Origin of the sequence: Methylotuvimicrobium sp. KM1 (assembly GCF_044788715.1) — a bacterium.
GTDB lineage: Bacteria > Pseudomonadota > Gammaproteobacteria > Methylococcales > Methylomonadaceae > Methylotuvimicrobium.
Genome location: NZ_CP173170.1, coordinates 4,003,299 through 4,030,078, shown reverse-complemented (window position 1 = coordinate 4,030,078; position 26,780 = coordinate 4,003,299). Strand labels below are relative to the sequence as shown.

30 protein-coding genes and 1 pseudogene are annotated in these 26,780 nt (G+C 44.6%); 25 read left to right on the top strand and 6 right to left on the bottom strand.

Going from position 1 to position 26,780, the window contains the following annotated elements; all coding sequences use genetic code 11:
* The first annotated feature begins 8 nt into the window (after nt 1–8).
* The 10 genes from ACINK7_RS17325 (at nt 9) to ACINK7_RS17280 (ending at nt 6,046) form a co-directional block, all read left to right on the top strand.
* The gene (locus ACINK7_RS17325) at nt 9–281 is read left to right on the top strand and encodes a cysteine-rich CWC family protein (protein WP_404357170.1); all 273 of its coding nucleotides are present in this window, start codon (nt 9–11) and stop codon (nt 279–281) included.
* A 669-nt stretch (nt 282–950) separates the two neighbouring features.
* Nucleotides 951–1,100 (top strand): hypothetical protein, encoded by a 150-nt coding sequence (locus ACINK7_RS17320; RefSeq protein WP_404357168.1) that lies wholly within the window; start codon nt 951–953, stop codon nt 1,098–1,100.
* A gap of 100 nt (nt 1,101–1,200) precedes the next feature.
* The gene (locus ACINK7_RS17315) at nt 1,201–1,752 is read left to right on the top strand and encodes a hypothetical protein (protein WP_404357166.1); all 552 of its coding nucleotides are present in this window, start codon (nt 1,201–1,203) and stop codon (nt 1,750–1,752) included.
* Nucleotides 1,753–1,754: 2 nt separating this feature from the next.
* The gene (locus ACINK7_RS17310; protein ID WP_404357164.1) at nt 1,755–2,540 is read left to right on the top strand and encodes a hypothetical protein; all 786 of its coding nucleotides are present in this window, start codon (nt 1,755–1,757) and stop codon (nt 2,538–2,540) included.
* An 18-nt stretch (nt 2,541–2,558) separates the two neighbouring features.
* Nucleotides 2,559–3,329, top strand: a complete 771-nt coding sequence (locus ACINK7_RS17305; protein WP_404357162.1) for a TIGR03759 family integrating conjugative element protein — start codon at nt 2,559–2,561, stop codon at nt 3,327–3,329.
* 2 nt (nt 3,330–3,331) lie between these two features.
* Nucleotides 3,332–3,511: a hypothetical protein gene (locus tag ACINK7_RS17300; protein ID WP_404357160.1), complete on the top strand. Its 180-nt coding sequence runs from the start codon at nt 3,332–3,334 to the stop codon at nt 3,509–3,511.
* 230 nt (nt 3,512–3,741) lie between these two features.
* Nucleotides 3,742–4,149: a hypothetical protein gene (locus ACINK7_RS17295; RefSeq protein ID WP_404357158.1), complete on the top strand. Its 408-nt coding sequence runs from the start codon at nt 3,742–3,744 to the stop codon at nt 4,147–4,149.
* A 6-nt stretch (nt 4,150–4,155) separates the two neighbouring features.
* The gene (locus ACINK7_RS17290) at nt 4,156–4,698 is read left to right on the top strand and encodes a transglycosylase SLT domain-containing protein (RefSeq protein WP_404357156.1); all 543 of its coding nucleotides are present in this window, start codon (nt 4,156–4,158) and stop codon (nt 4,696–4,698) included.
* A gap of 10 nt (nt 4,699–4,708) precedes the next feature.
* Nucleotides 4,709–5,161 carry a hypothetical protein gene (locus ACINK7_RS17285; RefSeq protein ID WP_404357155.1) on the top strand — a complete coding sequence of 151 codons (453 nt, stop codon included), beginning with the start codon at nt 4,709–4,711 and terminating at the stop codon, nt 5,159–5,161.
* Between the two features lie 6 nt (nt 5,162–5,167).
* Nucleotides 5,168–6,046 (top strand): TIGR03758 family integrating conjugative element protein, encoded by an 879-nt coding sequence (locus ACINK7_RS17280; protein WP_404361473.1) that lies wholly within the window; start codon nt 5,168–5,170, stop codon nt 6,044–6,046.
* A 1,848-nt stretch (nt 6,047–7,894) separates the two neighbouring features.
* On the opposite strand, the gene ACINK7_RS17275 is transcribed toward ACINK7_RS17280, so the two are convergent.
* Nucleotides 7,895–8,290 (bottom strand): LysR family transcriptional regulator substrate-binding protein, encoded by a 396-nt coding sequence (locus ACINK7_RS17275; RefSeq protein WP_369798238.1) that lies wholly within the window; start codon nt 8,288–8,290, stop codon nt 7,895–7,897.
* A gap of 602 nt (nt 8,291–8,892) precedes the next feature.
* Here ACINK7_RS17275 and ACINK7_RS17270 point away from each other — a divergent pair.
* The 9 genes from ACINK7_RS17270 (at nt 8,893) to glp (ending at nt 18,147) form a co-directional block, all read left to right on the top strand.
* A complete protein-coding gene (locus ACINK7_RS17270; RefSeq protein ID WP_036254069.1) occupies nt 8,893–11,121 on the top strand; it encodes a molybdopterin-dependent oxidoreductase in 2,229 nt (742 codons plus the stop codon).
* 550 nt (nt 11,122–11,671) lie between these two features.
* A complete protein-coding gene (gene moaA / locus ACINK7_RS17265; RefSeq protein WP_066984725.1) occupies nt 11,672–12,706 on the top strand; it encodes a GTP 3',8-cyclase MoaA in 1,035 nt (344 codons plus the stop codon).
* Entirely contained in the window at nt 12,703–12,882 is a 180-nt protein-coding gene (locus ACINK7_RS17260; protein WP_125219514.1) for a hypothetical protein, read from the top strand. The genes moaA and ACINK7_RS17260 overlap by 4 nt, the downstream gene beginning before the upstream one ends.
* Nucleotides 12,883–12,926: 44 nt before the next feature.
* The gene (locus ACINK7_RS17255) at nt 12,927–13,160 is read left to right on the top strand and encodes a MoaD/ThiS family protein (protein ID WP_036254066.1); all 234 of its coding nucleotides are present in this window, start codon (nt 12,927–12,929) and stop codon (nt 13,158–13,160) included.
* 16 nt (nt 13,161–13,176) lie between these two features.
* Nucleotides 13,177–14,307: a molybdopterin-synthase adenylyltransferase MoeB gene (gene moeB / locus ACINK7_RS17250; protein ID WP_036254065.1), complete on the top strand. Its 1,131-nt coding sequence runs from the start codon at nt 13,177–13,179 to the stop codon at nt 14,305–14,307.
* Nucleotides 14,308–14,311: 4 nt separating this feature from the next.
* Nucleotides 14,312–14,743: a molybdenum cofactor biosynthesis protein MoaE gene (locus ACINK7_RS17245; RefSeq protein WP_036254064.1), complete on the top strand. Its 432-nt coding sequence runs from the start codon at nt 14,312–14,314 to the stop codon at nt 14,741–14,743.
* Nucleotides 14,744–14,851: 108 nt separating this feature from the next.
* Nucleotides 14,852–15,784, top strand: coding sequence for a bifunctional molybdenum cofactor biosynthesis protein MoaC/MoaB (moaCB, locus tag ACINK7_RS17240; protein ID WP_404357152.1), 933 nt, complete (start codon nt 14,852–14,854; stop codon nt 15,782–15,784).
* Nucleotides 15,781–16,029, top strand: coding sequence for a hypothetical protein (locus ACINK7_RS17235; protein ID WP_125219511.1), 249 nt, complete (start codon nt 15,781–15,783; stop codon nt 16,027–16,029). The genes moaCB and ACINK7_RS17235 overlap by 4 nt, the downstream gene beginning before the upstream one ends.
* An 825-nt stretch (nt 16,030–16,854) precedes the next feature.
* Nucleotides 16,855–18,147 (top strand): gephyrin-like molybdotransferase Glp, encoded by a 1,293-nt coding sequence (gene glp, locus ACINK7_RS17230; RefSeq protein ID WP_404357151.1) that lies wholly within the window; start codon nt 16,855–16,857, stop codon nt 18,145–18,147.
* A gap of 374 nt (nt 18,148–18,521) precedes the next feature.
* Here glp and ACINK7_RS17225 read toward each other — a convergent pair whose 3' ends face one another.
* A complete protein-coding gene (locus ACINK7_RS17225; RefSeq protein ID WP_404357149.1) occupies nt 18,522–19,007 on the bottom strand; it encodes a carboxymuconolactone decarboxylase family protein in 486 nt (161 codons plus the stop codon).
* Between the two features lie 297 nt (nt 19,008–19,304).
* Between ACINK7_RS17225 and ACINK7_RS17220 the strand changes: the two are divergent.
* Together ACINK7_RS17220 and ACINK7_RS17215 are read left to right on the top strand one after the other, a co-directional pair.
* Nucleotides 19,305–19,589 (top strand): annotated as a pseudogene (locus ACINK7_RS17220) (transposase); the annotation flags it as partial.
* Nucleotides 19,586–20,167, top strand: coding sequence for an IS1595 family transposase (locus ACINK7_RS17215; RefSeq protein WP_404357147.1), 582 nt, complete (start codon nt 19,586–19,588; stop codon nt 20,165–20,167). The pseudogene ACINK7_RS17220 and the gene ACINK7_RS17215, both read left to right, overlap by 4 nt.
* A gap of 71 nt (nt 20,168–20,238) precedes the next feature.
* Here the strand turns inward: ACINK7_RS17215 and ACINK7_RS17210 are convergent, their stop codons facing one another.
* The 4 genes from ACINK7_RS17210 to ACINK7_RS17195 form a co-directional block, all read right to left on the bottom strand.
* A complete protein-coding gene (locus tag ACINK7_RS17210) occupies nt 20,239–20,880 on the bottom strand; it encodes a TetR/AcrR family transcriptional regulator (RefSeq protein ID WP_036254059.1) in 642 nt (213 codons plus the stop codon).
* A 105-nt stretch (nt 20,881–20,985) separates the two neighbouring features.
* Complete coding sequence (locus ACINK7_RS17205) at nt 20,986–21,132, bottom strand: hypothetical protein (protein ID WP_404357146.1); 147 nt, start codon at nt 21,130–21,132, stop codon at nt 20,986–20,988.
* Between the two features lie 107 nt (nt 21,133–21,239).
* Nucleotides 21,240–22,688 (bottom strand): IS66 family transposase, encoded by a 1,449-nt coding sequence (gene tnpC, locus ACINK7_RS17200; RefSeq protein WP_404357144.1) that lies wholly within the window; start codon nt 22,686–22,688, stop codon nt 21,240–21,242.
* A gap of 431 nt (nt 22,689–23,119) precedes the next feature.
* The gene (locus tag ACINK7_RS17195; protein WP_020160997.1) at nt 23,120–23,992 is read right to left on the bottom strand and encodes a LysR family transcriptional regulator; all 873 of its coding nucleotides are present in this window, start codon (nt 23,990–23,992) and stop codon (nt 23,120–23,122) included.
* Between the two features lie 124 nt (nt 23,993–24,116).
* On the opposite strand from ACINK7_RS17195, the gene ACINK7_RS17190 reads away from it, so the two are divergent.
* The 4 genes from ACINK7_RS17190 to ACINK7_RS17175 all read left to right on the top strand — a co-directional run bounded on the left by ACINK7_RS17190 (nt 24,117) and on the right by ACINK7_RS17175 (nt 26,574).
* On the top strand, nt 24,117–24,443 hold the full coding sequence (locus ACINK7_RS17190) for an EthD family reductase (protein WP_020160996.1): 327 nt from the start codon (nt 24,117–24,119) through the stop codon (nt 24,441–24,443).
* A 68-nt stretch (nt 24,444–24,511) separates the two neighbouring features.
* Nucleotides 24,512–25,036 (top strand): carboxymuconolactone decarboxylase family protein, encoded by a 525-nt coding sequence (locus ACINK7_RS17185; RefSeq protein WP_020160995.1) that lies wholly within the window; start codon nt 24,512–24,514, stop codon nt 25,034–25,036.
* Nucleotides 25,037–25,094: 58 nt separating this feature from the next.
* A complete protein-coding gene (locus ACINK7_RS17180; RefSeq protein ID WP_404357142.1) occupies nt 25,095–25,697 on the top strand; it encodes a hypothetical protein in 603 nt (200 codons plus the stop codon).
* On the top strand, nt 25,690–26,574 hold the full coding sequence (locus ACINK7_RS17175) for a PHB depolymerase family esterase (protein WP_020160993.1): 885 nt from the start codon (nt 25,690–25,692) through the stop codon (nt 26,572–26,574). Before ACINK7_RS17180 ends, ACINK7_RS17175 begins: the two co-directional genes overlap by 8 nt.
* The last annotated feature ends 206 nt before the right edge of the window (nt 26,575–26,780 follow it).

Genomic DNA, 26,780 nt, shown 5'->3' with positions numbered 1-26,780 from the left:
TCAGCTGTTTGAAGAGTAAGAAGGCGCGCGCTTTAATCGCTGAATTTCCACTGGAGAGGCCCCCCTTGTTCAGAAAAAATTTCGACAGTAAACATGAAGCGAAACATTGCCCCCGTTGTCAGGGGCAATTCATTTGCAAGGCTAATCGCATTCATCGCTGTGATTGCTCGAACATTTGTTTGTCTTTTGAAACGATTGAGTATGTCCGCCAACTTTATGACGAATGTTTGTGCCTGAATTGCTTGAAAGAGTTGGAAGCTACCGTAACGTCCCTTAAATAATAGAGTTGGCTGTTTCTTCAGGGGCTTTGCAAATTGCTGTGAAGCCGGAGACGTGAACTCAAGTCCATGCATTTACGGAAATAGGCATCAAAGTCAGCTTAGGTGCCAAAACCAGCCGCTTACAAACAATGTTTTTCATCTGTCTGAATGTCGCAAAGTGGCCGTTAGCTACGATGATCAATGGCTGCTTTGTAGACCTCTAGCTCGCAGAATTTGGATTTGGCTGACTGGCCTGTTTTGAGAAACGCGACTGGCAAGAATGGGTTCATACTTAGCCATTCGGAAATATGGGTTGAGTGGTTCTTGTGGGCCGACGAGCGACTTTACTCCGAGTCACAAAACATCCACCTCCCAAAACCCAAGCCATTGTGGCTATCACCGCCGGAAAGTCCAACACCATCATCGAATCCCCGAACTTACCCAATATGTCCACGTAATTCGATTGAAGCAGGCAACCGCATGCTGAACGGATTTATAAAGACTATACGACGGATTTGGGCTGGTTTTTACAATTGGTGGGTGAATGCTGGCTAATGAAAATTTAGCGTAATTTTTTCCGAATTCTGAGACATCCAGAAACGAAGGTCAAATCAACCCGGGCGCTACTGCTTATTTTACGCAAACATCCTTACGGCTTGCATATACACATTCATTCAATAATATCGGCCAATGAAAATGGGAAAGGGCTGGAAAAGGGAAAAGGCAGAAAGGGAAGAGATACGGAAAATGGTTTCAAAAGGAATGGAAAAAGGACAAAGGGAAGAAGGGAAGGGAGCCCTAAAGGAAAGGGGCCTATCCGGAAAAGGTAAAACCCTATGAAATCGTAAAAAGGGTTTTTTATTGTTGAAATCCCTGCAAACCCGCAGACTTCTGTGTAACAAAAGCCAGCTATCACAGAGTCGACATGATGAAAACTTCCATGAAAATCCTGTTCCAGTGCTTTGCACTATCGCTGGTCGCCGGCTGTGCCACGCAAGGCGGCAAAGCACCGAACAACGAACTTAAAACGGTCGCGCCGGCGGAAATACCCGCTCCGGAAATCAACGAAACCCGATATTCATTAATCAGCGAAAAATTCAAACCTGCCGCAGTCGTCCAAACCGGTCGCTACTCGTTTGTTCCGGCCATCCCGACGCTCCCGCAACGAGAACCGTTACAGGTCCTCATCAACGTCACCATTCCCAACGACCTGCAAACTGTCGGGGATACCGTTCATTATCTACTGAGACGAAGCGGCTATAGCGTCGAAAGTCCGCCAATTCTGAATCCACACGCTGCCAGGCTGTTCCTCAATCCGTTGCCCGACGTGCAACGGCGTCTTGGCCCCATGACCTTACACGATGCGCTGACCGTCTTGGTCACGCCGGAACTTGTGCCCATTATCGATCCCATCAGACGACGGATTAATTACGTGCAAACCGCAGAAACGCATAAGCACAATGCAAGTTTTGCTGCCGCTAACGGAGAATAACCATGCCGGAAAATGACGTCATCCTAAACAACGACGAAACGATAGACTTGCAACCGATTCCGGCTTGGCTGAAATACGGAGGAGCGGCATTGGCCGCCGTTATCGTCATCATCCTACTATTATTTTTTACAACAAAAGGCGATGATGAGCCGGCAACCAATCTGGTCGAACTGGAAAGCGATAGTCGACCTTCTTTTCCGCCATTGTCTGACAATACCGAAGTACTAACGATAGGCGCAGCAAAAGAATTGGAACAGACGCCTGAAATAGAGACGGAAAAATTGGCCGAAGCCCACAACTCCGATCCAGAGCACAGCCTGCCCTTTGCGTCGGATACTAGCGAAACTTTAAAAAAACTGGAACAGCTACAATCCGATCTGACCGAATTTGAGACAGCCAACGAAAGCCGGCAAAACCAACAGGACGCGCTCATCCAGGAATTGCAAGACCGCCTGATCGCTCAACAACTGCAAATCGATCAATTATCGAATCGCCTAAAACCCAATAAACCCAGCCAACAACCGGTCAAGCAATTCAAATCCAACCCTCAGCCTAAAGCCAACCTAAACCCTCGTCCTGTAATCGCACCTATTCCTTTTTCCTTGGTCAGCATCGATCAATGGGGGAGCGAGTTCTATGCCGTGTTTCGGTATAACGGACAGTTGCTGGAACTGACCCTAGGGCAGGCCATCGATCAATGGACAGTCAACGAGATGAATAATGTAAGGGGGACCGTAACACTCACGCATCAGTCCGGAGCGCGCAAGGTGCTCTCAATACAGTCCTAAGGCAACAAGGAAACTCTTATGCCGAAGCCGTCTGTTGTTGGTGTCCTAATTACTTTACTAGCGCTGATAACGCTACCGATCATGCCATCGACCGCGGAGCAAACCACTAGCGAGTATCGAGATAGCCAAATCAAACCGGTCGAAACGGAAGACGCGCAACGTAAGCACTGGTCGTTATCCACCGAGGAATGGAGTCGCTATAAAACACTGATGCAGGGCATACGCGGCAGCATCAGCCCGGCCACTATCTCGCCGATCGAAGTCCTTGGCACCCACGCCAGAAACGATCAGGAGCGGAAAAAATACGCTGAATTGTGGGCGCAAATGCGCTTCGAGGATGCCGAACGCATTTTAGCGTTTCAGGCGGCCTACAGCGAAGCATTCAAGAAACTGTACGGCGATATTCAACTGATCGACATCAACAAAATACGTCCTCACTCGGGCACCCAAGCCACAGCATCGATACAAGCGGACAGCCGTTTGTTGGTTTTTCTCAAAGTCGATAAGTGTCATGAATGCAAACAAATGATGCGGCGGGTACTGGACAATCGTTCGCTGAACCCGCATCAAATCGATGTGTATTTCGTCGACACAAAGCCGGGGCGGGATGATGAAAAGATCAAAAAATGGGCAATCGACCTGGCTATTGACTCATCACGGCTGAAAAGCGGCAAGATCACCTTGAATCATGATCAAGGCAACCTGATAAAAATCACACATAAAGTCGATCAGGGGGTGCCTGTAGCGTTCACAATGGATGCCCACTCGTTAACCGTAATCAACCTATAAAAATGCCGCAACAACAAACACTGTCCATCGATACAGCCAGTAATCACCGATTCAGCAGGCGCGAAAAACATCGGTTGACGCTACCGGAATCGATACCTCAATCGATACATGAAGAAATGAGTTTAAGAAAACGGGCTACCAACTTAAGCCGGGACAGCCTGAGGTTAAGCCGTTCGTGGTGAGCTTGTCGAACCATGATCGGCTTAACCGTCCACCCTTCGACAAGCTCTCAAGAAACAGCTATTTATGCTTATAAATTCAACGACTTACAAGCTCACAAAAAAACTAAAAATCGCTTCAAACAGCGACTGTTTCATGGTAACGCCATGCGCCCGAAGGGCGCTTACTTTGCTCAGGGCGAACGGTTAAGCCTAACAATTTGTCCCGTTTTAAGTTGGTAGCCAGAAAACGCATGAATGATACTTACCCATTAAATCAATATAACAGTGCCGAAGGTTACGAATTTACGTGGGGCCATATTCAGGAACGCCGCGCGGAACGCTATTTGGTGCTGGATTTTTGTTTCAATCAGCTGTTAGCTCACTACCTCAATACCGGTCGCCGACTCAACGATGTGCAACGGGCCGTTTTTTATGAAATAGAGCGCAGGGTCGATTGCGCCACACGCGATATCATCCCGGTTCTCAGCATGAGCGAGGGATGGAAAATCATTCCGTGCTCGACGTTCGGCGTGTTTAGCTTGGTCATTTACTTTACCGAAGAACGCGAGGCACGGGAATGGGTTGTCGACACGTTATTGAACAACGTTATTCCGACAGTCATCGGCAAGCTCTCCGCGAATAAATCGAATAACACGTAATGTCCGATGATGACTAAGGTAGGGGGAGTCGTATTGAGTATCGGACTGTCATTATCCGGTACTCCGCTCCATGCGGAGGCTATCCCATCGAGTTACCGACAGATTGCACACGAGTACGGAATCCCGCCTCGTGTGCTCTACAGCGTGGCGCTGCAAGAAAGCCGGATGCGATTGCGTAGCCGGCAAACCCGTCCCTGGCCGTGGACGCTGAACGTGGCGGGTGTCCCGAGAAGATACCCGACCCGAATCGCAGCCTATATCGGACTCACGCAGTATTTGAAACAGGGTATCCGGTCGATCGATGTCGGACTGATGCAGGTCAATTGGCGCTATCACCAAGACAAGTTAGGCAATCCGTGGCAGGCGCTCGATCCCTACCACAATGTCCGTACCGGGGCGAAAATACTGGCATCGGAGTACCGAGAAAGCCAAGACTGGTTCGAGGCGATCGGGCGTTATCATTCGCCAGGTACCAATTTACAGCAGAAACGCAGAGCAAACAATTACGCACGCTCAGTCGTGGGTATTTCAAATCATTTAGGCAAGTGAGGATGATTACATGATCAGAAAGATACTGTCCGTCATTGTAATGTTCGGCATATGTGTACACATCGCAACAGCAGAAATCACCGATCCGGAATTAACCGCGCTGTTCAGGCAGCAGTTGGATACCCGAGAAGAAGTGCAGATCCAACAGAGCATGCCGGTCGAATTAGATGCCGGTAAACCCGGTTTAGAAAAGGCGGTCTTGTGGACGATCATCGGGCCGACCTATTGGCGGAACCAATTGAGCATTGTCTCAAAACAACAGAATCAATGGCAGAATCTGGCGACGGTACCGGTTACCGGCATGGTGGAGGGATTTAGGCCTGTACAAACGACCGGAACGCTCTCGGTCGAAACGAAAGTTCAGGGCCCCAGCGATCCTTTATGCTGTCCAACGCAGACCGAAGTGCTTTACTTTCGTTATCGGGCAGGGCAGTTACAAGAAATCCCACCCGGCTCAGAGTAAAGCGTGATGACGCAAACCAGACAACTGATCATCGGCTTATTCATTTCAGGCGTGGCGTGGGCGGCTTCCGAATACAGCGATTATTTGGCGGCGCTCAGTGCCAGAGAATCCGGCAGCAATCCCACCAGCGTCAACAAATACGGTTATTTAGGCAGTTATCAGATGGGGGAGAGCGCCTTGGTCGATGCCGGGTATTATCAAAAAGATCAGACGCCGGATGCCAATGACTGGACAGGTAACTGGACCGGGAAGAACGGGATACACAGCAAAGCCGACTTTTTAGCGAACGCCGCAGTGCAAACCCAAGCGATCAAAGATTACAACATCAAGCAGTGGGGTTATATAAGCAATTTAGGGTTGGATCACTATGTAGGCCAAACGATAGCCGGTATCGTCATGACCGAATCGGGTTTATTGGCCGGCGCTCACCTGGTCGGGGTCGGAGGGCTTAAAACGTTTTTACAAACAAACGGCGCGCAAATCCCCAGTGATGGCAATAACACCGCCATTACCCATTACATTTCGACGTTTAATGGTTATAACCTGGCAGCGATTACCGGCAATGTTACCGCCGGAGTCAGTGCCGGTCCCGTTAGTCCGGGGGGTGGGAATAATAGCGTTCAACCGTCAGCCCTCACTGTCTGGCAACCGTTGATAAATCCTTCGACTGCATTCACAAACAGCACCGGCGGCGTTGGCTATCAAGAACTAAAAACTGCGATACAGTCGATTATCGCAATCCTGCTTTTTTTATGGCTCGCCTTTATAAGCTGGAGTCAATTCAAAATGTGGGGCGAAAACAGTATCTCGATCATGGCGATGAAGTCCACTATCATTCGAGCCACAGCGTTAATGATGCTGTTATTGTTTATTTTTATGCTGTGAGACGTATTGAAATCAACAATCCTCAATCCATCCGCTTCTGGCTTTGGTAGAATTCCGCAGATGCTATTATCGTAAGCGGACACTCAAAAGTTCGAATTTTGTTGGACTTTGGACTGGTAATTTCGGCCAATTTCTGACGTACAGGAAGCATAGGTATATGGCAGGTTTAAGTCGTAAAGCGGCCATTCAGAGGCCGACCATGATCCGCCCCTTGTCCCCAAAGCGGTCACTCAGGATGAAGTAGTTCCACCAAGAGAAACGACTCGCTTGGCATTAAACTGTTCCGATTTTCTGTCCCCGCCTCTGAATTGGGGCTCAACTCGCCGCCATAATTGTTCTTGAATGCGTTGTTTAAACCGATTATTGCATATAGATACAGAAGCTAATGAAGTTACATAGCATCCACCTGCATATGATGGCTCGCTCTTTGTACATTCGTTTTCATGTCGCTTTGTTAGCTTCGAAATCTATAACACCCAGGCTTTATAGGTTGCCTCTCTGATTTCGCTAATCACCAGGTTCGGAGGGAGGGACGGTGAAAGCCATTCCCTAACCCTATACAGTGGCTGCTATAGATAGATAACTATTCATAGCGGCCTTCAAGAGACCGTCATTAATTTCTGGCTTACGTCCGATTAGACCTTGAAAACAGTCATTCAAAACGTAAAGAAAGGTTATGGAATGGGCATTGGAAAAAAAGAAAAGCCCAAACCATTTTTAAAATATGAGCTACCATACGCAAAGCCCTCTTGAACACAATTAAGCTTCGGAACTATCATTGAGCTTAATCCAAAATCAATCACAACAAAAAAAGTACAAAAAGCGTGGCCATCTTGTTTACATTGTGAACCCTGAGCGATGTCTGTAGGCTGATTGCAAAGAACTTCGACTCATCATCTAGTACGGGTTGAAGCGGTCAGATACTCACAAATAAACCAGACTGAAAATGTAGATGTTTTCAAGTCTTATGGTTTATTTTCGTGGGTTTCTACAGGTATTTACATTCATATCAATCTTTTCGAACTTATGCTTTTCGAAGACGTGTCTTTTTTAAGGTTTCTGTCTCTCGTTAAATGCTCAACAAATCAATTGATCGTCTGATAACATTTAATGAATTGACACAACTAAGGTCTAAATTAACAATGGGAAGCTATTCCTTTAAACCGAAAACACTGTAGAAAAAAAATATTAATGAAGGAAAAAAGGCAATTATAAACCCCAAAATTAGTGCGAATTGGTATCTGTATTTATACACAAATAGTAATGTTTGACGGATTGCTTCTGTTAGGCATTCGTACTGATTTATTTTTTCCAAAATCTGTTCCTCCTTTTATTAGGACTGTATCAAATTAGGGCCGTTAGCTACCACTATTTACAAGCTCACTTAGGTGATTTGATACGGTTAAAATGCCTGAAATACTTTTCCTGTTCGGTTTAGGCTTGGCTTACTTTATTAAAAATCAATAGCCAGACCAAATACCTTTGGTTCCAACTAGTATAAATGTAATGAATTGAACCAATAAAAAAAGTAGTCCAAGCGCCAACAAGATTTTTTTCACATCATTCATTATGTTCCACCTCAGATACAAACATCCTGTCTCGCCGTAAATTACCTTATTTAGAGTAAGAAGTTGAGAAAAGCCTAGTCAGTCAATCAGATCAAAATATTTGGTATTTATACTGCTTTCCATAGCCTTATCATATAGCTATAAGATTGACACATAATTATTTTTTTGGCTTTAGGAAGGTAAGCTAATGAGCGCAAGCCTTTTATTGATGTGTCTGAATTAATATTATAAGAAGTCAGGCGCATTTGTAAAAGACTAATTACCTATGAAAACATAGGGTTTACCTATGGATTAAAACTGTAAGTAAGTTCTTAATTTCAGTATTTTTCTCATTCTTCGGATAATAAATCGCATATATCTGGCGGCTGATTTCCGGATTGCTCAAATAACGGCAACGCACATCATCGGCGTTTGCAGGCAGGCTGTACTCCGGCATCAACGCAACCCCCATGCCAGCGCGCACCAAGTTGACGATCCAATCCTCGCTATTGCTACGGTAAGCGGCGTAGAGGTTGACTTCCTGGTCCTGGCAGATTGCCCGCAGAGTATCCCTAAGTTCGCAGTTCAACCGATCCAAATAAGGCTCGGACTGGATTTCCTTGAGGTCGATTTTGCCCAAGTGATTAAAGCGGTGCTTGTTGTTAAACGCAACTACGTACTTTTCGGTATACAGCAAGGTGGATTGATAGGGCGAAAAGTTTCAATGAAGGATCTATTAACTGCAATGGGCCTCGAAAAAATCACTTTTTTTTGCGGAGTATGGCAGCAAGCGCGAGCTCTAATTACACGTACTTAGTCACTTTTATGATTCCAAAATACTGATTAAGCAATCCAAGCGGACATCTAAGCCAATCTCAGCGAAAGAGCGGTGTATTAAATCTGTTGCGGATGTCTTTTTCTAAGTTAGAAAAACCCATGCTCCATAATAATAAAACAACAGGTCTGTTACACCCTCATTTAATAAATAGTCTTAGCCTATATAAACATAGATAAACAGTATTTTACAAACCGGCATTCCCCCTATAGTATTTCTACAACAGGTACAAAAATGTTATTAAATATAAGAGGTAGATTAATTTTTCTACCGTTGCATTTAACGACAGCTTGTCATCATATATAGTCTATATCTATTAGACTATAGGCAAGCAGTATCTAAGAAGCCAGAATGACTAAATTTATGTTGTTTCATCCGTTATATCGCCACTGCGAATTAGCAGCATTAACTAAGTCTGGTTGAAGAGGATTGTTAGTCAGTGAAAAATTTTGAGAGGCTAAAAAATGAGCAAAGAAACGAAATGGGCCATCTGCAGTACTTGCGATATCAATTGCGGACTTCTTGTCACCGTTGAAGACGGTAAGGTGAAATCAATTAAAAAAAATCCGGATCATGCCCTCACGCCGAATTCGATCTGTGTCAAGGGGGCCAACGCAAATAAGTACATTACCCATCCAGACCGATTAACGCATGCGCTGAAAAGAATCGGTGAGCGCGGCTCGGGTCAGTGGGAACAAATTAGCATGAAGCAAGCTTTAGATGAGATTGCCGATAAGATGAAGCAGTTGATAGCCGAAGACGGCCCGGAAACAATTGGCAGCACTTATGGCTGGAGCTCTAACGCCGGTGCGGCCTCACGAAGATTTATGAACTTACTGGGGAGTCCGAACTGGACTTGGACGGGATACGTGTGTTTAGCCAATTCCACGGTGCCCAGTAAAGCGACTTACGGCTTTTGGCAGTTTCCAGACTTTCATAATACCAAATGCATCGTACTTTTAGGCCACGCTCCGGGTCCGCAAAGATGGACGGCTGAGTACCTGTGGATTAAGGGTGCCCTGGATAGGGGCGCAAAGCTGATCGTCACAGATCCACGCCGTAATAGCTATAGTGATCAAGCGGACATCTTTCTGCAGGTTAAGCCTGCTACGGACAGTGCCTATTTACTGGCCTGGATTAATGTGATCATCGAAGAAGACCTCTATGACAAAGAATTTGTAGAAAAATGGACGGTTGGTTTTGAACAACTCGCTGAAAGAGTGAAGGAATACACTCCGGAGTGGGCGTCAGAAATTACTGGAGCGCCAGCAGATAAGATTCGCGAGTCTGCCAGAATGTATGCCACTACTGGTCCCGCTGTGATCCCCTGGGGAGCAGTACCGGATCACCATGCCAATAGCACCCAGACTTTACGAGCCTTAACCATATTGAGATCCATCACCGGTAATCTCGATGTACCCGGGGGCGAACTGTTAATGGGGTACCATCCGGAAATTTCATCGGATGATGAATTCGAACTCAATGAGAGGCTATCGCCTGAACAACGCAAGAAACAACTCGGTGTTGACCGCTTTAAGCTCTTGAGCTGGGAAACACTCGAAAAGACCGGCCCAGCAATGGAAAAGGTTTGGGGCAAAAAATATTCAAACCAGGTATCCGGCGGCGCGATGGCGCACCCTGCAAGCATGTGGGAAGCGATGAAAACAGGCAAGCCTTACCGCTTGAGGGCACTTATATCGCAATGTAACAACACCTTAAACAGTTACCCCAACACCACTCACATTTACGAAGGGTTGATGAACCTGGATTTGTTAGTGGTTATGGATCTTATCAAGTCGCCCACGGCCCAACTCGCCGATTATATTCTGCCGGCCACACATTGGCTGGAAAGACCGAACCTGTTCAATTACTGGGATTGGATTCCAATCTATCAAGGGGGAGAGCAAGCAGTGGAGGCGCCAGGAGAATGTATGCACGACTGGATGCTATGGCGTGAGCTTGGCGTTCGTCTGGGACAAGAAAAGGATTGGCCGGCAAGCATGGAAGAGGCGTACGATGAACGGTTAAAGCCTGCGGGATTAACATGGGAAAAATTATCAACCCAGGTTCGGGCTTCCGCGCCTGAAATAACTTTCAAGAAATACGAACAAACCGGCTTTGGCACACCTAGCGGAAAAGTTGAACTCTATTCAAGCATTTTCGAAGAGCTAGGCTATGATCCCTTGCCTAGTTGGGTTGAACCACCGGAAAGCCATGTGAGGAAACCGGAGTTGGCTAAGACGCATCCGTTGACTTTTTTCACCGGCATGCGCGAAAACTATTGGTTTCACAGTTTTGGCCTAGGCCGATCCACTAAAGAGCTGCGTAGCCGCGAGCCGGATCCCCGCATGCAAATCCATCCGGATACGGCCTACGATATAGACCTGTCGGATGGGGATTGGGCATGGGTGGAATCAACTAGCGGAAAAAGAATCAAACTCAGGTCGTGGCTCAGTAATGACACACATCCTAACGTAGTCAGGGTTCCTCATGGCTGGTGGTACCCGGAAACAACAGGAAGTGAAGAACCTGGTGCGGCGTTATCGAGTCTCTGGAAATCGGCGGATGCGGTCATACTTCATGACTCTGACGAATACTGTGATAAGGAACAAGGCAACTTCCAACTCAGAGGGTTGGCTTGCAAGGTCTATAAAGTGGAGGATGGAACCGAAGGAACAAGTTATTCGGCTTAAACCTTTGTGGTGCGCACATGGCAATCAGGCTTAATAGTAGTTTGAAATAGAGCTTAGATCAGGTAAGGAGTCTATCGATTTTAAATCGATAGACTCCTTACCACAAACATTCTAAATCGTTATACCTGTCATGAAAATCATCGAGTCGATAGGCTGTAAAAGCGTCAACTCTTCCAAAGTTTGCGCGGAATGATTGCTCGTCCTTAATTGTAAACATAAACATGAGCTCGTGCGTGGAAGTTCGTTCAGTAATTGATCCGACTACACTCGTATAAATCAGCCTTTTCGGCTGCTTATAAAATACGGTCACGGAAATTGTGTAAAACTCAAAGAGCCAAAATCTTAATAAAAAGAAATACAGCATATGCTAATGATTTTTTTGTCCTTATTAAATAAAAAATCAGTAAAAACGTTTTGTATATCTTAGCGCACTATTTAAATTAACTTCGAGCTTGCAGACGATTTAAATATGATTGTTGGGTTCATGGCCTCGATAGGGTTTTGCAAGAAACAGCAAAGCTTCTCGAACTTGAAAAGGAGTAAAATAAGCGTGGATTATTTACATACTACACACCAAAAAAATTCAACAGCTTCCCTTCTGATTGATTCCCAGGGGCGTCATTTAAATTATCTGCGGCTTGCTGTTACCGACCGTTGCAATTTCCGTTGTACTTATTGTATGCCAAAGGAGGGAATTGATCTTAAAGCACGTGATGATATTCTGCGTTTTCAGGAAATGGAACACCTGCTTGGACTATTTTTGGATTTAGGTGTAACCAAAGTGCGCATTACCGGTGGTGAGCCTTTTGTGCGTAAAGGCCTGCCTGATTTTTTAATCAGAATAAATCAATATGAAAAACTGGAAACAATCAATTTAACAACGAATGCCTATTTTTTAGAAGATACTATTCCATTGTTTCAAAAAATAAAATCAGGCAGTATTAACATCAGTCTTGATTCGTTAAAGCGAGACGTTTTTTATAAAATTACCCGACGTGATGATTTTGAACGGGTGTGGAATAGCATTGATAAAATTCTGCTAACGGATCTGAACGTTAAATTGAACATGGTGGTTCTCAAAGGCGTCAATGACAATGAAATTGTTGACTTTGCTATGTTGGCCAAAAGTAATAAAGTTGAAGTCCGCTTTATTGAACAAATGCCTTTTAACGGCGGGCACTTTTCAAACGATACACTTTCTGCAGAAGAAATTATCAAAACTTTGCAGAATTCTTTTCCTGAAATGATCGAACATCTTAAAATGTGTTCAACTGCCCGGATTTTTGAAATCCCTGGATTTAGGGGAAAAGTCGGCATCATCGCCGGTCATTCCAGAACATTCTGTTCAACATGCAGCCGTTTAAGGCTCACTCCCGACGGCACATTCAAAACCTGTCTCTATGATCATGGCGACGTAAATTTAAAAGACATGCTGCGCTCAGGAAAAAGTGATCAGGAAATAAAAACGGCAATTAGAGATGCCGTGTCCAAAAGGGCAAAAGACGGATTTGAATCGGAACAGCGTACGCAGCAAATAATTCATTTTTCAAAAAATCATCTTTCAATGGCACAGATAGGTGGATGATGGAAAAACTTAAAAATAGATTTTTATTTTCGGAATGGTCTGGCTCCATTGGTGACTTGAGAACACTATTACCGCTGGCAGTTGCGCTTGCTGTTGGTTTCATTTCTTTTGCCACACCTGACGATCGCACTGGTAGCCGGATTGATATAAGAGTAAAAGCTATAAATTTTATTTAAACAGAGAAACATAACCCGTTTCCATTAAAACGTAAGGAAAAACTATGCAGGTTAATGTGATTTTTTTTGGTGTTCTGAGTGATGTGGTGGGGAAAAACATGTTGACGATTCAAGACACAGGCAATATGACTGACTTGAAAAGCAAGTTAATCACAAATTATCCGAATTTAAAAGACTATACGTATAGAATGGCTGTAAATCAGCAAATGGTTGAAGACAATTACCTTCTTTTTGATAACGATTCGGTCGCAGTTATGCCCCCCTTTGCTGGGGGCTGATTTTTTAAAGGCAACCATGAACCTAAATAAAGAGGAAATTCAGTATTATCACCGCCACTTGATTTTACCTCAGATTGGCAAAACAGGACAACAGGCTTTAAAAAAAGCAAAAGTACTGGTCATCGGTGCAGGCGGATTGGGCTGCCCTACTTTAATGTATCTATCTGGAGCCGGTGTCGGCAGGGTTGGTATTGTAGATCCCGATAAAGTTGCGGTTTCTAATTTGCATCGCCAGGTGTTGTATGGCTTTTCACAGGTTGGAGAATTCAAAGCCGAAGCCGCAGTAAATCGTTTAAAGGATCTCAATCCCAATATTGTTTTAAAGGCATACACTCAAAGATTGTCTCCGGAAAATGCTGTCGATTTGATTTCCCAATATGATGTCGTTGTTGATGCTACAGACAACTTTCCAACCCGTTATTTGATTAACGATTTTTGTGTTTACCTGGATAAACCTTTTGTTTCAGGATCAATAGACCGCTTTCAGGGACAGTTGAGTGTATTAAATTTTACAGATAATCAAGGCAATAAATGCCCAACTTATCGCTGCCTGTTTCCCAACCCCCCGGCACCCGAAACAGCACCAGATTGTTCGCAAAATGGTGTCATTGGCGTTCTTCCGGGAATTATCGGTAATTTGCAGGCAAACGAAGTTATAAAAATGATCTGCGGAGTAGGCGAAGTTTTATCAGGAAAAGTTTTGATGTTCGATGCATTGAGCAATCAAACAATGCTGTTTTCCATTCAACGAAACGAACAGGCTGTGCAGCAGGCTTTGCAAAATGCCCCGGATTTTGAGTCATTTGATTATGAAAGTTTTTGCAGTTCAAGTCAGCAAAAAATAAATGAAATCAGCGCTGTTGATCTGCACAAAAAATTACAAAACAACGAAAAAATACAATTGATTGATGTTCGTTCGATACCCGAATTCCAAGAGGAATTGCCGAATGCTATTCGCATCCCGCTAAATAATTTGCAGGCTAATATTCATAACATATTGAAAAACGATTGCCAGGTTGTTTTTTATTGTGACCACGGAATCAACAGCATCCGGGCAATTAGAATGCTGCCAAATCATCAAACACTTAAAAATGTATTTAATCTTACAGGCGGTTTGGTAGCCTGGTTGAAAGAGGAAAAAAAATAGAACCATGAACGCCAGAAATTATTTTATCCAGGGAGCTATCGATCCGGTTTTTATCGGTGAGCAGATAGCAAAACATAGCTCTAAACATGATATAGGCGCCCATTCTATTTTTCTCGGTCAGGTACGTGCTGATGAAAAAGTGGGGAAACATGTGGCCGGGATTGAATACTCGGCTTATGAAGACATGGCCAACCAGGCGTTTTCAAAAATTCGTGAAGAAGCTTTTGAACAATGGCCGTTAAATTGTCTGCACATATACCATAGTACCGGATTGGTAAAAACCGGAGAATTATCTCTTTTTGTTTTTTGCTCTTCCGGGCATCGTAAAGAAAGTATTAAAGCGATGAAACAGATTGTTGAAGGTATTAAACACAAAGTTCCCATCTGGAAAAAAGAAATCATGGAAGATAAATCTGTGCACTGGGTTCAGGAATAACTTTTAAGAACATTTTTATCGGAAAATGCAAGGTCAGTTGAAAATGTAATTTTTCTGGTAATTTATTCAATTAAATGCAAAAACAAAATAATAGTTTAAAAATACAAAATGATCGATATTAGTCCAAAATTCAGCACATTAAGATATGCGAAAGCCGAAGGAATTTTAACGGCTAATTCGGAAACAATAAAACGGGTGACTGAAAAAACTGTTCCCAAAGGAGATGTTTTACAGGTTGCACGGGCAGCAGGCATAACCGCTGCGAAAAATGCTGCTGCCTGGATTGTGTTTTGTCATACTCTTCCTTTGGATTGGGTGGGTATAAGTTTTGATATCGGCAAAGACACCATAAAAATTTCAGCGGAAGTAAAAGCAATCTGGAAAACCGGTGTTGAAATGGAAGCTATGGCTGCAGTTACGGGCGCGCTGTTAAACGTCTATGATATGCTTAAACCGTTAGATGAAAACATCTCTTTTTCCGATGTAAAACTGGTTAAGAAAAAGGGAGGCAAAAGCAGTTTTAAAGAATATTTTGCCGAACCATTAAAATCGGCTGTTCTTGTTATTTCTGATTCAACATATGCCGGAAACCGCGAAGATACATCCGGAAAAATCATCAAAATATTTTTGGAAGATAAAGACCTATCGGTTACGGTCTATGAAATTTTACCCGATGATTCAGACCAAATATCAAATCGCTTGCGGCAACTAGTAGATGAACATTTTGATCTGGTTATTACAACCGGTGGAACGGGTTTTGGCCCTAGAGACATAACTCCGGAAGCAACGGCCAAAGTCATCGAAAAAGAAGCACCCGGTCTGGCTGAGACTATACGCCGCCATGGTAAAGAACGCACACCTTATGCAATGTTGTCACGCGAACTGGCTGGCATATGCGACAAAACATTAATCATTAATTTACCAGGAAGTTCCAAAGGTGCGCAGGAAAGTTTGGAAGCACTTTTCCCTGGACTTTTGCATGCTTTCCCTATGCTGTGGGGTGGCGGACATGATGAAGAAAAACGCTGGGTAAAAAAGTGATATCCATAAATCAAGCTATTGAAATAATGAAGGAAAATATACCTGATAGAAAAGCAGGCGTTATTTCAACATCTGAATCCCTTGACAATGTTCTTGCCGAAAGGACGCTAGCAATAATCTCTTCACCCCGTTATAAAAACAGTGCTTTGGATGGCTTTGCTGTCTCCTGGGAGGATGTCGAAAAACCGTCGTGCTACCTTTTGCCAGAGAAAGCAGCGCAGGTTTTCCGGTTGGAGAAAAAATAGTGCCCCATTCTGCTTACCGAATCAGCAATGGTGCGATTGTTCCTGAAGAGCTGGATTCGGTTGTGCCTAAGAAATATAAAACTTAGGTTCCGAAGGAGATCAACTGCATTCGCTGTGGCTTCGGCGGTATAAATAGATTGTCGATTTTTTGTGCCTTTTGGGCACATCAATTGAATTGATATAACAAGAACCTGCTTTGAAAAAAATTACGTTAAACAGGGGTGACGGTTAGCTCCATCAGCAACTATGCAACTGGCAATATTTACCGGTCATATAAACTTAGCCCCCTCAAGCGGTGATGGCTGTAATTGATTGCTAATGGTTACACTGGTGGAGCTAACCGTCCATCCTGTTTGTTGAAATAAATGCTATTAAATAGTGTAAACAGCTTACAGACCTTCATCATCAATAATACCAATACATTTGATGCGCGTGTATTGGTTTTGGGTGCTTGTTGCCCAGGCGTTTTCTTACCTCCAAAAGAAGTACGTTAATTTCGACTCTTTTGTTAAGTAGCGAAAAGGTGATGAGGGTCTTTTTAACATGCGTCAATAGAAAATTGCAGAAAATTAATCAGTAGTAAGACAACACACTTGTATTGCGATTTAAAAAAAACACAAACTATTAACAATAACCAACGTAAGCAGAGTGTTGAAGTTTTGGGTGGACGTTGGCTTAATCAACGCCATCGAGGTCATTTATCTATTCTTTTCAGGCTATGGTAGTAACTTTAGCAAAAAGTAATATGATAAATCATATCAGCAATATGAAACAAATCAGAAGTGTATCGGCAACAGTGAAAAAACATCATAGTTTCGGGGTGTTATGCCTAATAAGATAGATAGCGGAAGACTTCATCTAAGCAAACCAAGTTGCGCTGACGAGCATGATCCGACAGCAATAACTGTTGATGTTGCGCAGCAATTTATAATAGATTGCATAAAACCCTTCGCTATTACGAAGCAAGAACGGTTGTCTTTGCGACAATCCATTGATCGTGTGTTGGCTGAAGATATTATTGCTGAAATGAATGTTCCTCCTTATGATAATTCGGCGATGGATGGGTTTGCCTTGTGTGCCGATGATATACCTCGGAATGGGACTGTCACATTAAAGGTAGTTGGGAATAGTTTTGCCGGTCATCCATTTCTTGGGAGATGCACAAGTGGCGAGTGTGTCCGCATAATGACAGGAGCAGTGATTCCTGCCGGTTGCAATACGGTGATCCCGCAGGAGCATGTCGAAATGCTCGGCGCAGCAAGTATTAGAATTGATGGCCGTACTAGGCTAGTAGAAAATATTCGATTCGTTGGTGAGGATATTCGATTAGGACAAACAGTGTTGACATGTGGTCGACGGTTAACGGCGGCAGATTTAGGGGTGTTGTCTTCCTTAGGCATCAATAATGTTGCTGTAATGCCGCGCTTGCGGATAGCCTTTTTTTCCACAGGTGATGAATTGCAGCCAATAGGAGAAGCCTTACAGCTTGGACAGATATACGATAGTAATCGAAATGTCCTGTTTGGGATGTTGAGCCGCTTGCATTGCAATATAACTGATTTAGGCGTGGTTGGTGACGACCAAATACAACTACACAATACATTGCAAGTAGCTGCGAAAAACCATGATGTCATTATTAGTAGCGGCGGAGTTTCGGTCGGAGAGGCAGATTATATACGTCAAGTGTTGAACGAATTAGGCGAAATTGTTTTTTGGAAGGTGGCAATGAAGCCAGGACGACCATTAACCTTTGGCTGTCTAGAACAAGCATTGTTTTTTGGTTTGCCAGGTAACCCAGTGGCGATGATGGTAAGTTTTAACCAGTTTGTGCATCCGGCACTACAGCATTTAAGTGGCGAAATCGTTCGTCCGCCTTTAATTTTACAAGCGATGAACAGTTTGCTTTTAACAAAACGAGCGGGAAGAGTAGAGTATCAGCGCGGCATTTTGAGCCAGGCGTCTGATGGCGGGTTGACAGTATGCAAGACCGGTGAGCAAGGTTCTGGTATTTTACTTTCCATGTCGCAAGCCAACTGCTTCATAATCTTGGCAGCTGATCAAACCCGAGTGGAAGCTGGTGAAAAGGTTATCGTGCAACCTTTTGGTAACTGGTTATAAAGTTTGAGTAAAAAAACTGAGTTAAGTAATTACGAACCGATTAATTAAACAAAATTCTGACATGCTTCGTCCTTAACAAATACCGATGGGACATTTTTAGCGCTCAACTGGTTCGCAACAGTTAACAAAGATTGTTGAATCCGCGCCTTAGATCCCTCCGCCTACATAAATAACGACTAGCCCTTCGTTACACTCACCGCTTTCTAACTGTGCTCTTCTCGTTCGAATATCAAAAAGATGCTCTATCCCCGATAAGTGCGATTCAACCCTGAATCACGCTTATCGGGTTATTCCTGTCTCAAGTTACGATCCTCAGCGCGGTAGAAAGGGATAACGGAAGCGTTCCCTGCCAATTACTGAACTGCGAAGCACAACTATGAAGCAAGCGATTTTTCCAAGTTTGCCGCCCAACCGGAATAGCCGATTGTAGGCAAAACTGAAGCCCCGGTTTGATGCGCGGTTTCCGGATCGACATCGACACCAACCCCATTGACGAATCGGTTCATAAAATTGACCACGCAGCAGATGCACACCACATCAAAAAAGGCTTGTTCATTCCATCCCTCAGCATAAATTGCATCGACATCTGCTTTGGTGACTTGCGTAGGCGTTAGTGTAAGTTTTTTGGCGTAGCTCAATATCGGCTGTAGTTTTTTATCGACTTTAGGCGAATCAAGGTTAATCTTCATGTCACCGAATATCGATTCATCAATTCCGTAAGCGGTGGCTGCAGGCACATGAGAATGAAAACAAAAACTGCAGGAATTTAAGCCGGATATATAAGTGAAAATGAGTTCATGCTCGCCGTCCGTCAAAGGCGATTCTTCTCGCATGATGTCGTCGATGAGGTGCAAAATCATAATACCCCTTTTAGGATATTTTTGAAAAACGTCTGGTAGATTAGTCGTGCCTGGACTAGAAAGTAAAAAAGACATGTTGTTCTCCTTGGTAAAGTTGAAATTGAATTAAAAAATTAGTTAGTTTTAAGCTAAAAATCACCTCCCTAATACGATTGAAAATGGCTCTATATGGATTCTGAGGTCTTACGGTAAAATAGTTAGATGCAACCAACCATCTTATCAATCAAACACTTGGTCAGCGAAGCACAATGCTACGAGACTATTCGCCAGTTACGCTGGCAAGAGGGCGTTACCTGTCCGCATTGCGATAGTAGCGACACGATTCGGCGCGGCTTTGCCGGGTCGGAGCGGCATTTACAGCGCTATGAATGCAAGGCCTGCGGGCGGCGCTTTGACGACTTGACGGGAACCGTACTGTCCGGTCACCACCAGCCGTTATCGACGTGGGTGCTGTGCCTGTATTTCATGGGGCTGAACCTGTCCAATGTGCAGATTGCGCAGGAACTGGATCTGAACAAGGACGACGTGCAGGCCATGACGGAGTGCCTGCGTAATGGCATTGCCCAAAAAAAGAGCCAGTGACGCTATCGGGTGTGGTTGAATGCGACGAGACCTACGTAGTTGCCGGGCACAAAGGCCAGCCCGAGAAGGTCGCCGGCGCCGGGCGAAAACCACGCCGCCGTCGCTTGAAAGGGGCGCGCGGGCGTGGCACCAAAGCTACGGAAAAACCGCCCATCTTCGGCATGATCCAGCGCTCGGGTGAAGCCATCATCCGGATGCTCGACAACGTACAGCAGGAAACCATCAAACCATTGATTATACAGACTGTTGCGGAAGGAACGCTGATCCATACCGACGAATACGCCATCTATAGCCGTCTGACAGATTGGGGCTACGGCCACAAGACTGTCAACCATTCGGCGAGCGAGTATGCCCGCGACGAGGATGGTGACGGCTTCCATGAGGTTCACGTCAACACCATCGAGGGCTTGTGGTCATTGCTGCGCTCGTGGCTTCGTCCCCATCGGGGACTTTCACAGGACAAACTACCTCTATATCTGGCCTTCTTTGAGTTCGTCTACAACCTCAAAAGGCGCGGTAAACGCTTGTTGTCATCACTTTTAGTTGTCTTACTCAAAAAGCCCTCGAAATCCATATAGAGCCTTGAAAATTATGTACTGATTGGTACATAAATAATAAAAAAATATGGCCGGGATCATTAAAATAATGATTATTGGTTTGGAAAAACAATCGACAACGCGATAGCCCCTACTTGTTCAAGATTTTCCCGGCAAGGCTTGGCAACTCCCAGCACCTGGATTCCATAAAAAGCAGCGGTTAAGTAGGAGGACAATACCTGTAGATCGCGGCCTTTAGATATTTCACCTGTGGCTTGCGCTTTTGACAGGATTTCGAGAATAACATTTTCTAATTGTGATATCCCCATATTGACGATTTCCGCAACTTGGGGGTCTTGACCTCGAAACTCCAACACTGCTTTACCTAGCATGCAGGTTTTTTGTTCGTTAATGGTTCGCTCAATCAATTGGTCGAATAACTTCCTTAATGATTCGTAGGCAAAATTTGCTTCTGGCAAGGCCTTTAAATGTTTGAACAACATGCCAGTGTCGCGGAAATGCCTAAGCGCTTGCAGGTAGAGTTCGTGTTTACTGCCAAAAGCCGCATAAAAGCTGCCCTTGCCGATGCCCATAGCAGCCAAAAGTTCAGTCATCGATGCGCCCTTGTAACCCTTCCTCCAAAATACTTCCATGGCGCTGGCGATGGCTTGTCGGGTATCGAATTCGCGTGTTCTCATAAATTTTGCATTGGCCTTTCTGTTCCGTTTGGTACGGAATAAGTCGATAAATAGCATTAAGTCAATAGCACGTTTGGTTTATGCGAGATGCGAATCCCAAGGCAATGAGGCCCAGTTTGCTCAACCAACACAGTGGACAACTGCATCTTTGAATATTCAGTATCATTTTGGGCTAAATTTCCCGTTATGCGCATTAAAAGTCAAAATCCAGCCCAAATTCCTTTTGTCCCAACCAGAAAGACAGTGATCAATTGAGCCAGTAAAAAAAGCAGGCCTAGCGCTAACAAGATTTTTTTTCACATCATTCATTATGTTCCACCTCAGATACAGACATCCTGTCTCGCCGTAAATTACCTTATTTAGAGTAAGAAGTTGAGAAAAGCCTAGTCAGTCAATCAGATCAAAATATTTGGTAACTACTCGCGCCCTATAGCCGCGTTCCCAGCAAGAGCCATTTGAATCGCGATGAGCGGATTATAGCCTCGGTTGGCCATAGTTTGCAGGTAGCTGGATATTCGGCAATAGGCATGGGCATACTCTTCGGCACGAAAGCAGCCGGAGACCTTTTGTTTGACTTTGGCCATGCGTAAATCCTGCTCGGCACGATTATTGGTAAAAGCCACATGCGGTTCTTTGGCAAATAGCAGTATGGCGGCTTCATGAGTCTTGAAGCGCTCCCACAAGTTGTGCGCATCGGATTTGGCCAGCTTGCCGCGTTTGCCACTGGGTTTCGGCGGAATAACGGGCAGCTCCTTTTCGCCGCGGGTCAGGATGGCCCGGTAGCGCTTTTGCAGGTTGACCAGTTCTATGACTGTCAGTTTCTTGTCGGCGCTTTTTGAGACGGTGACGCAGGTTTCCTGCAACAGGCGTTTCATGTTTTTTGCCCAGCGATAGCCATGCGCATTCACCATAAAAGTGAGCTCGCGCAGCAAGTGTGAGCCACACAAGCCATGCCCGCAGTGTTGATAGGCGAAATACGATGACCAACAATCATGGATGATGGCACCGCCATAGCGCGGAATCAGATTAATCGACTCGATGGCTTCCTTGCCTCGCTTTCGATGCAAAAATTTGAGCGTGATGTCGCCGGCTGAATAGACGTGTATCCAGTGATTTTTCCGATCCACCCGCAGCGAGGTTTCATCCACATGCATCACGGGCGCTTTCAGAATGTGTTCGACGGCCTGCGCTTCCCAGGTTTCCAAAGCCTGATGCACGCGCAGTACGAATTTCAGCAAGGTGGCCTCGGCAATCACTTCATCCATTATCGATGCCAGCAGCTTCTGAACCCGATTCAGTGCCACCATTTGGCACACCAGTAAATTGACCACAAAGGCTTTTAAGCCATCGCCATATTGCAAAGGCCCGTGCAGAGCGGCGGGAAACCGGCCTTTGACCGTGGCCTCGCAGGTTGGGCATTGCTTAATCTCGGCATCGACATGCTCGACGACTTTCTCGAACACGATATCGATCTGGGTACGCCTTTCAACGTGAACACACGGAACGTCGGTCAAATCTTCGCCGCAGACAGCACAGGTCTGGACCTTGGACAGCGTCACCGTTTCCACGGTACGCCTATTTTGCGCAGTAGCCTTGTTATCGGCTTTGCCTTTACCGTTACTGCCAGTCCGCCCTAAAGCCGATTCATCTTTGCCGGTTTGCGACGAAGGCTTGCTGGAATTGGTCGTATCCTTCTTCGTGGTGCGTTCCAGAAAAATGGCCAGTATCAACTCAACCACCAGGAACAAGCTAGTCATGATAGCCTGGCTTTCACAGGTGATTTTGCCTTCGGCACACAGCTTCTCGAAGTCCGCTTTTAAGCGACTGACTTCAGTTCGAACCGAGGCTTTATCGAGGTTGGCCATCCACGTTGATAGGGTAAGTTTGCGACAAACTCATCCTATCATGGGTTTTTTCGGCCTCCGCTGGCCGCGCATAAGCGCTGTAAACCGAATTTTTGAGGCTAAACTCCTTGCAAAGCGCGAAATCCACGCTGCGCGCACTGAGCTGCCAATAAGGCTGCAATTAAATCAGGGCTGCATAATTTCGCTTTTTAGACGCTAAAAACCTGTCAAGCTTTTTTTGATTTATTTTATGGGGAGAGTAGTTACAATATTTGGTATTTATACTGCTTTCCATAGCCTTATCATATAGCTATAAGGTTGACACATAATTATTTTTTTGGCTTTAGGAAGGTAAGCTAATGAGCGCAAGCTTTTTATTGATGTGTCTGAAATAATATTACAAGAAATCAGGCGCGTTTGTAAAAGACTAATTACCTATGAAAACATAGGATTTACCTATGGATTAAAACTGTAAGTAAGTTCTTAATTTCAGTATATTTCTCATTCTTCGGATAATAAATCGCATATATCTGGCGGCTGATTTCCGGATTGCTCAAATAACGGCATCGCACGTCATCGGCGTTTGCAGGCAGGCTGTACTCCGGCATCAACGCAACCCCCATGCCAGCGCGCACCAAGTTGACGATCCAGTCCTCGCTATTGCTACGGTACGCGGCGTAGAGGTTGACTTCCTGGTCCTGGCAGATTGCCCGCAGAGTATCCCTAAGTTCGCAGTTCAACCGATCCAAATAAGGCTCGGACTGGATTTCCTTGAGGTCGATTTTGCTCAAGTGATTAAAGCGATGCTTGTTGTTAAACGCAACTACGTACTTTTCGGTATACAGCAAGGTGGATTGATAGGGCGAACCCAGCAATTGCACAGGGGCGCTAATCACCAAATCCAGCAAATCCGATTCCAGTTGCTGCAATAATAAAGTTTCACAGTCGATAATCAATTCAAATTCAATATTGGGAAACTCATGCTTGTAATGGGCAAAAATCGGGCTTAAACGTTGTGCGCCTATCGTTGCCATCAGGCCTATCCGCAACGGGATATTGTTCAACTTGGTAAAACGAAGGGCATCGGCCTTAGTCGTGACTGTTTCCTTGTATATCTTACGAAAGTTAGGCTCCACCAAGCGGCCGAGCGAAGTCAGCAAACAGCCGGAACGGTCGCGGATGAACAATTCCCCGCCTAATTCATCTTCCAGTTTTTTAATGGATTGCGTTAAAGATGGCTGGGAAATATAGCTGAATTGCGCGGCACGGGTAAAACTGCCGTGATCGCAAACCGCTAAAAAATAACGGATTTGGTGCATTTCCATAGTGTCTTCCTCGAACTTATATAGCCAAAACCTATTCTTCCATAGAAAGTTAGTATTTTACAAGACTTATGAGCAGAGAATAGGATTACATCACCATAAACGAATCCTATGAAAATGAAAAACCATGAAAAATGCAAAATTGATTGTGATGTACCCAACACCTGCCGATGTCGATAGATTTGAACAACGCTATGCAGAGGAGCATGTGCCGATGGCGGTAGAAAAACTGGCTGGAAAAACCCGCTTTGTTGCGTCGCTGATCAAGTCCAGCATCGGCCAGGAACAAATGCCTTTCCATCGCATTGCCGAAGTTTATTTTCCGTCAATGCAGGATTTGGAAGCCTGTTTAAATTCACCGGGCGGACAGGAAACCGCACAACATGCCGTTGATATTTCAACAGGCGGTGCGCCGTTATTTTTGATCGCGGAAGTTGAAAGTTTCGATTTTTAATCCCCTGGCAATTGGGCTATGTATAGCAGCCGATTGCCGATTTTATAATGTTATCATCAGGGGCTACGATGTTATACCTGCCACCAAACCCAGACATTAATTCCTTATCCGACATGCTGGAAAAATATCCGCGTCGCCGGGTATTACTATTTAAGGTCATGGAAGAAATCATGAGAAATCAATCACCTTTCAGCAAGGAAACGCGCCAATTACTGTTTGCTTACACGTCATATCTGAACCAATGCAGCCTGAGCTATGAATACCATAAAGCCGCTTCATTAGCCTCAGGTCTTGACGAATCCGTATTTGCAGCTTTAAAAACGAGTATTCACAGCGCAAAAATCGATAACAAGCTAAAACCGATACTTCGCTTAATTAAAAAACTCACCCTGTCGCCTAAGCAAGTTACCTATGCAGACGCTCAAAAAATCTTCGATGCGGGTTGGGATGAACATGCGTATTTTGATTCCGTCTGTATCTGCGCCATCATGAATTGCATGAACCGTTTTATTACCGCTATAGGTATTGACGCCAATTCATCCGGCCTCAATTATACTGATAAGATGCTGTTTACTTTAAACTATATCGGTTGAATGAGTGAAGATGAATTGATAATTCTGCCTTCAACAAAATACAAAAGAGGTTTTGAAGATGAAAAAGAATTTTCCGTTACCAGCATTATTCAATACGATAGCTCATGCTTGCCGTGCTATAGCTCTATTTGGATTATTGACCATTACTTTACCATCAGTCGTTTATGCACACAGGGGGGCAAATGATGAAGTCGATGCCTGCAATATTCTGGTGGGTCATGAACGGGTACACTTTACCGCCTATACTCCAACATTTACCACCAAAGAGTATTGTCAGTCGATTCCTCATCTGGGAATGACTAATCTGGTGTTCGATTATGACGGCAAAGGCCTGCGCAATTTAACCGTCGAGTTTGAAGTCACCAAAGAACCGGAAGGAACCCGGATTTTCTATAAGGAACCGACAAAAATAAAATCCGGTACGGTCAATGGCGTGGTCGATTTCAGTAAATTCGGTGCAGGTAACTATCTGGCCCATGTCGCGATTGTGCTTAAAGACAAGAGCATTGATAGCCACATACCGTTTTCAGTAGGTCTCGAAGAAGAATACTCAGACAATTTACCATTAAAATCGCTATTAATCTTTGTCTTTATAGCAGCAGTTTTTTATTTAATGAAACGCGCAGCCAATAAACCTGTAGCGGGGCCATCCGATGTTTAAAACCTATTTCGATAAATTTAAAACCGTTTTGACTTTTCGCAATAGCGTGTTTATATTGCTGTTTTTTATGCCTATCTTGATAACGCTGTTAATCTTTTTTAGCGAAGATAATGACGAGTTTTCGCAGATGGGCAACACGTCTTATAAAAACGAAAAGGTTCAGTCGCGCTGCGAAGTCGGTACACGTCCGGGTGATCCAGGTGCGGATAATGGCGAATCAACAGGTGAAGGCATTAAATACAATATACGCACGCCGTTGAATTATGATCCCACAATTGCTCATCCATTGCTGATGGTTTATTCACCGGCAAAATCAAATCGGGCAAAGACCGAGAAATTGACCGGACTTACGCTAAAAGCGACGACGGCCGGATTTATAGTCGCTTATGCAGATCATCCCGAGTTATCACCTACCTCAACCATCGAACTCGGTACTATTCCGGGCTTGATTGCCAAAAAATGGTGTGTTGACGAACAGCGTATCTTTCTTACCGGGCATTCTGACGGTGGAACTGCCGCGATGGCGTTAGCGTTTATGGCTGGAACCAAACATATCCCCCATGCGATTGCACCCAGTGCCGCCGGTATCGATTATCAGGATTTACGTGATCGCAAGTGTCCGGAGCCTATCCCTGTCATGATTATGCATAGCACGAATGACCACTTGTTTCCAAAGTATGGTGTACAGTCTTCAGGTTGGTGGGCGGCATGTAATAAATGTGAGCCGATACCTGAACAAATTGAAAATGGTTGCATGGCTTATTCTGGCTGCGCTAATGGCGTAAAGACTTGGTATTGCGAAGGCGATAAACTCCATGCGCAGTGGCCGGGTATTAATGATACGTTGTTAGATTTCTTTGATTCGATAAGTCGTTAAGCGATACGGTCTACCGTTGAGAATTGCAGACTTGTTGTGTGTACTTTCTATACCCGACACCTAAACCTGCTCAGACTAAATTAACGATCCCCTCCTCACTATCGTCGCTTTGAATCAACCAGTGAGAAAAAACGTTTATACTTAACGTTAAGGCGCCTTAAATAGTGCCTGAAAGAAAACTCGCTTTTTTTCATGATTCTGCCAAC